The following is a 6,028-nucleotide window of genomic DNA, read 5'->3' on the forward strand; positions in this document are numbered from 1 at the left end:
AGCGCGAGCTTCGGTGTCGGAACCAACTGTGCCAGCGATGGACTTCAGGCTTGTGTACTGTTCAACTCGCCGAGGGATGATCGAGCAGCTCAATGCCTGGTTTGCGGACCATGACCCGGATGTCATCGTCGGCTGGAGCGTGATCCAGTTCGATCTGCGGGTGCTGCAGAAGGCGGCTGATGCGAACTCCGTGCAACTGCTGCTCGGACGCGAGCGCCGCCCCATCGCGTGGCGGACGCACCCTGGCCGACAGGGCTACCTGTTCGCGCCCATGCCCGGACGGGTCGTCGTCGATGGCATCGAAGCGCTGCGGGCGGGCATGTGGAGCTTCCCGTCGTTCAGCCTCGAAGCGGTCTCACAGAAACTGCTCGGCGAGGGCAAAGAGATCGGCGATGCCTACGACAAGATGGCCGAGATCGAGCGGCGCTACCAGGAGGACAAGCCGGCGCTGGCCAGCTACAACATCCGCGACTGCGCGCTCGTCCTGCGTATCTTCGACAAACTGGAGCTGCTGCCGTTCGTGCTCGAGCGGGCGCAGACGACCGGTTTGCAGGTGGACCATTTTGGTGGCTCCATCGCCGCATTCAGCCACCACTACCTGCCGCGCATGCACCGCCTGGGTTACGTGGCACCGAACGTGGGTGACATAGCGGCCAAGGCCTTCCCTGGCGGCTATGTGATGGACTCCACGCCGGGCTTCTACGACTCTGTCGTCGTCTTGGACTACAAAAGCCTGTACCCCTCCATCATCCGAACCTTCCTGGTGGACCCCGTGGGCCTGGCCGAGGGAGAGAGCACCGACATCCAGATCGGGCTGGTGCAAGGGCCACAAGGCACGCTGTTCTCGCGCGAGAAGCACTGCCTGCCGGACATCGTGACCACACTCTCGAATGCCCGAGACGAGGCGAAGCGGGGGCGAAACCAGCCGCTGTCGCAGGCCCTGAAGCTGCTCATGAACTCCTTTGCTGGTGTGCTGGGTGCGTCGGAATGCCGCTTCTTCAATCCGAAACTGGTGTCTGCCGTGACCCTGCGCGGCCACGAGGTGATGAAGCTCACCCGGACGTTTGTGGAGCTGCGTGGATACCAGGTCATTTACGGAGACACCGACTCCATCTTCATCTGGCTCAAGCGCACCTATTCCAACGCGGAGGCACACACCATCGCGGCCAGCTTGGTGCAGGAGATAAATGCCTGGTGGACACGCAAGCTGCGAGAAGAGCAGCAGCTGGAGAACTTCCTCGAAATCGAATTCGACACCCACTATGCCAAGTTCTTCATGCCCACCATCCGAGGATCGGACGTGGGCAGCAAGAAGCGCTACGCCGGCCTGAGCATCGATGAGGAAGGAAGAGAGGAGATGGTCTATCGCGGACTGGAGATGGCCCGCAGCGACTGGACCCCGTTGGCACGCCAGTTCCAGGAGGGCTTACTATCACGCATCTTCCACGGTGAGCCCTACCGGGCGTTCGTGACCGACTATGCGCGGTCGATGCTGGATGGCCAGATGGATGCGCTGCTCGTCTACCGAAAACGCCTGCGCCACCGGCTCGATGCGTATGAGGTCAATGTGCCGCCCCAGGTGCGCGCCGCGCGCATCGCTGACGCACACAACGCGAAGTTGAATCGTCCCCAGCAGTACCAGCGTGGCGGCTGGATCCAGTACGTGATGACGCAGAGCGGTCCAGAGCCGCTGGAGGCCCGGCATTCCCGCATTGACTATGAGCACTACCTCGTCAAGCAACTCCAGCCCATCGCCGACGCGATTCTCCAGCCACTGGGCGACAGCTTTGTGGCATTGACGAGTGCGCAGAAGGTGTTGTTTTAGAGGCGCCTACACCCGTCAGCCGTGAATACGGCTGACGGGGTGATGGGAGAGGAGTTCCTTATTTGCGACAGTGGGTGATTAATGCACCGTGACCATTGCACCTCAGACTCTCTTCAGAGTCAGTCTATTAGCCCCTGCTCGCGCCATACCCGTGGTGCCCCGCCCCATACTGCTTCGTCCTTGCCTTGCACAGATAACTGGCCCGATGAAAGAGCGCAGCAGATGACACGGGATCATCGCGCAGGATCATGTACGACGGATTCTTCGGAAAGTGCACCAGGGTCTTGGCCCTCTCCACGCTTTCGCCCAAAGCACTGGCCCACGCTTCCCAAACTCGATGGGCCATGTTTGCTGCCGATGACTGGTAGTTGCCCAGCCAGTTGAACGCATCCCCATTCAGGAGGAACAAGACATGGTAGTGAACCCTCCCGCATTCACCTACCTCCCTGACCCAGAAATAACGCACCTTGGTTCCATGAGCGTATGAACCTGTCTTGGAAGCCACCGCACGGTTATGCCGAATCTTGGCCTTGAATGATTCGATGAACCTGGACACGACAGAGTTGCAAAACTCATCGTGACGCCCCCCGGTTCCGGCAGGAAAGTGCAAATCCACCCTGAAGGCAAAAACTCTTCGATACTGATGAATCGCCTTGTCAAGCACATCATGCAGTGCCCGCAGATACTCCTCAATCATGGGGTAGTGCCCATTCATCACGGGCAGAGATTGGTACACCTCATCACTGTACAGGCGATGATTCTTGTTTATCTCAAAATCACTGTAAAACATGTCCACCTCACACAAGTACCCCTTGGTTGAATGGTTGCCGATGTATGTGCTGTGCCTGGATGTGTTACCGGTATATATTTTCCCATAGCTCTATATCTATCTATACTACCAATACCGAGGCAAGAACAGTCCAAAACAACAGCAACATCGGCACGCCAAAATAGACAACCCCTGGGGTTATTGATAAAAACCAATGGCTAATCTGCTCTGGAAAAATGGGATTCGGCTTAAGAAGCCCGCGATTCCATTTTCTGGCGCAGCCACTGATCCACCTCCTCCTGAATCCAGCCGACAGATTTGATGCCGAGCTTTATGGGCTTTGGGAAGAGACCCTTACTCATGTACAGATACAACGTGGACCGTGGCAGTCCCGTCAATTCACTCACTGCAGGTAGTCGCAAGATACGCATGGCATTCACTCGTTGGTAGTTTGTCCAATGCATGCGTGATTGTTTATTTCTTAATCATCCTGCAGCTCATTGCCTTAATCGTCCCTGAACAATCCCGCGAAGCCGTGCGCTACCGCGGCCAAGCGTTCGCCCAATAGCTTTCACTTGAATTTCCCGTAAGCTAGCATTTCTGGGAGACTTGCGATATCTGCAGTGGTAGCCACTGGAGTCTTCTTCTGAGTCGCTTATAGGTGCCATACCTCGACGGCAAGCTTCTCGCACACGGCCTCGGCAGCACATCGAGGCCTCGTTCAATCACCCTCAAGCCGCGCACCAATTTCAACTGGAGAGACAGAAGCTATGGGGTCGACTGCCGGTGGACCATGGAAACCGTCCACAGCAATCGATTCAGAATCGTTGCCCAGCTCTAGACAACGAGTTGTTGACCATGCTCTACATAGCCCCCCATCTGTGCACTGAAGAAATCAGTGTCGAGAGACCAAGCATTTTTCGTCTAGAAACCAACAAATTTTGTTCTAGAATGCATCCAGACTGCTTCTAGAAGCAATCTGGATTCATTCTTTTATCAGCCTACAAATTTTTGCAACATGGCAGTTAACATTCCTAACAGGTTCTCATTAAGAATTGGCTCTACTGGCGAAGATCCGTCCCGCGTTGCAACAGTCGCTTGGCTGATAGCTGCTCACGAAGATTCATCCCTAGTAGATTTGAATCCAAATGCTCACGATCTCCAAAAAGCACTAAAGGAGTTTGTTAATAAAAATCCCGAGACAGGAGTTTTCATAAATGACAGCATGCCAAAAAAGCTAGTTCCGCAGGAGCGTATTAATTGGATTAAAGACAATCAAAGACAGTTTTTTTGGATACGCGACTACATTTCCAAACTTAAAACATCGCAACCAAAAAAAATAAGGAGTGACCTGTCTCCAGTAACTCACACACTACCCACATCTATACCTCACCATCTATCAAATCGGGAGAGGAACGTTGCATTCGTAGATTACTGGTTGGCTAAGTCATTTCGCGAGATGATTACAGCCATTCAGTATTGCAAAGAAATGGAGTTTGGATGGAACAAGCACATAGAATCAGACAAACTATTTTCATGGCTTGAAGGGGTGGATGCAGAAAAAAAGAGGGATTGTTTTTTGAGTTTTCTAAAAAATAGAATACCCAATGAAATCAATGATTATTACAAATTCCAATCACACGAGGATCTCTTGATCTTTTTTGATCATCCGATGTTTATAAGAGACACGAAGGAACTTTACAGCAAGGACGCCAGAAAAATTTGGAACCAGCGGCTGCGCAGGGAGAAGGCAACAGATGAGAAGCAATGCAACTTTGTACTTCCGCTGAAGACGATATCAAAGCTAGATAGGCTTGCCAAAAAGCATCACTTGACTCGCACAGAAATCATCGAGCTGATCATCAATGGCGAAGCGGAAAAGGAAACCTACATCCGTGAACGCCTCAGTCGCAGGCTATTATTGCTGGGCCCACTTGGTTCTACTGAATAAAATCAGCCCATGTCGCCAATACAACACAGGAATAAATTAACACAAAAGGAGATTATTGAAATTCTGATTTTCCCCGAAGCCCACCCGTGAGCCTTGTATTTCAACGTGCATACGAAAAATTCAGATTACAACCCCGCTAATATATTTAGAAAGCCAAAATCAATTTTTCGGCATGGGTTTTAAATAATATAAATTCAGAAAAATTAATCTATTTTTCCTGACGTAGCAGATCTAAATAATCAGCCCATTTTTGCATCATTCGCACACGATGCTCTAAATACTGAGTTCTATTGTAGGCTCTCCCATTTGCATCTTTAACCGCATGAGCAAGTTGCGCTTCGATTACCAAGGGATCACAATCTAGCCGCTCTGCCAACATAGTACGAGCCGTCGCCCGAAAGCCGTGCCAAGTATGAATTTCGGAGCTGTATCCCATCGATATCAAGGCTGTGCGAACTGAGTTTTCTGAAATGGGACGAACATGGCTACGTTCCCCAGGAAATACCAGCTCCCCGTGACCTGTCAAACGCTTTAGATCGCGCAGCACTGCCACAGCCTGAATGGATAGCGGGACGAGATGAGGAGCACCGTTTTCCTTGCCGTCCTTACCGCGCTTCATACGAGTTGCTGGAATGGTCCACATTGCCGCATCCAAATCGATCTCAGTCCAAGCTGCCGCACGCAGTTCTCCCGGTCGCTGAAACAATAAAGGGGCGAGTTGCAGGGCAGCCCTGACGATAGGACCGCCTCGATAAACGTAGATAGCCCGCAAAAGCTCACCGAGCTTCACCGGATCTGTAATGGCAGCAAAGTGCTTCCCTCTGTAGGGAGACAAGGCTCCTTTGAGGTCTCCGGTAATGTCGCGCCCTACCCTTCCAGTGGCCACTCCGTAGCGCCAAACCTGGCGTGCCAGCATCAATCCCCGGTCAGCAGTCTCAACAGCTCCTCGCTCTTCGACCTTACGTAACGTAGCGAGTAGTTCAACAGGTTCGATTGCAGCCAACTTCCGCTCCCCCAACCAGGGAAACAAGTCGCGCTCAAACTGTCGAAGAGAGCGTTCAGCGTGCCCTTCGCTCCATTGCGACTTCTGCTTCCCAAACCACTCTAGAGCGACCGCCTTGAAGGTGTCCCCTGCCGGGTTGCTGGCCTTGAGCTTTTCAACCTTACGGGCTTGAACCGGATCGACCCCTGTGGATTTCTGCAGTTTCGCCACATCACGTGCTTTGCGAGCAGCTGTCAATCCGACTGTTGGGTAGCTGCCCAACGCCATCCGACCTTCTTTGCCCTCAAGCCTGTACTTCCAAAACCAACGTTTAGACCCCGTGGGGCTTACCTCCAAATAGAGGCCACCAGAATCAGCCAAACGCTCGCGCTTGGCATCGGGGGAACAACGGGCATTTTTACAGTGTGCATCGGTCAACATGGGGGAACGTTTTTAGGAGAGAGGAGGCCTTCCTCATAGGGAAGTGGGGGAACAAGCACC

Annotated in this window: 5 protein-coding genes; 2 read left to right on the plus strand and 3 right to left on the minus strand. The window is 52.9% G+C overall.

Going from position 1 to position 6,028, the window contains the following annotated elements; genetic code table 11:
- Nucleotides 1-1,825 (plus strand): DNA polymerase II (locus ISS20_RS22940; protein WP_291439874.1); only part of this gene is annotated, 1,825 nt, incomplete at its 5' end.
- Between the two features lie 127 nt (nucleotides 1,826-1,952).
- On the opposite strand, the gene ISS20_RS22945 is transcribed toward ISS20_RS22940, so the two are convergent.
- Both ISS20_RS22945 and ISS20_RS22950 read right to left on the minus strand, forming a co-directional pair.
- A complete protein-coding gene (locus tag ISS20_RS22945; RefSeq protein WP_291439876.1) occupies nucleotides 1,953-2,615 on the minus strand; it encodes an inovirus Gp2 family protein in 663 nt (220 codons plus the stop codon).
- 227 nt (nucleotides 2,616-2,842) lie between these two features.
- The gene (locus ISS20_RS22950; RefSeq protein WP_366828752.1) at nucleotides 2,843-3,058 is read right to left on the minus strand and encodes an AlpA family transcriptional regulator; all 216 of its coding nucleotides are present in this window, start codon (nucleotides 3,056-3,058) and stop codon (nucleotides 2,843-2,845) included.
- Nucleotides 3,059-3,612: 554 nt separating this feature from the next.
- On the opposite strand from ISS20_RS22950, the gene ISS20_RS22955 reads away from it, so the two are divergent.
- Nucleotides 3,613-4,545, plus strand: coding sequence for a hypothetical protein (locus tag ISS20_RS22955; RefSeq protein ID WP_291439880.1), 933 nt, complete (start codon nucleotides 3,613-3,615; stop codon nucleotides 4,543-4,545).
- A gap of 208 nt (nucleotides 4,546-4,753) precedes the next feature.
- On the opposite strand, the gene ISS20_RS22960 is transcribed toward ISS20_RS22955, so the two are convergent.
- Nucleotides 4,754-5,968, minus strand: coding sequence for an integrase arm-type DNA-binding domain-containing protein (locus ISS20_RS22960; protein WP_291439881.1), 1,215 nt, complete (start codon nucleotides 5,966-5,968; stop codon nucleotides 4,754-4,756).
- Nucleotides 5,969-6,028: the final 60 nt, after the last annotated feature.

The sequence above is a fragment of the Acidovorax sp. genome (genome assembly GCF_016783915.1).
Taxonomy (GTDB): domain Bacteria; phylum Pseudomonadota; class Gammaproteobacteria; order Burkholderiales; family Burkholderiaceae_C; genus Acidovorax.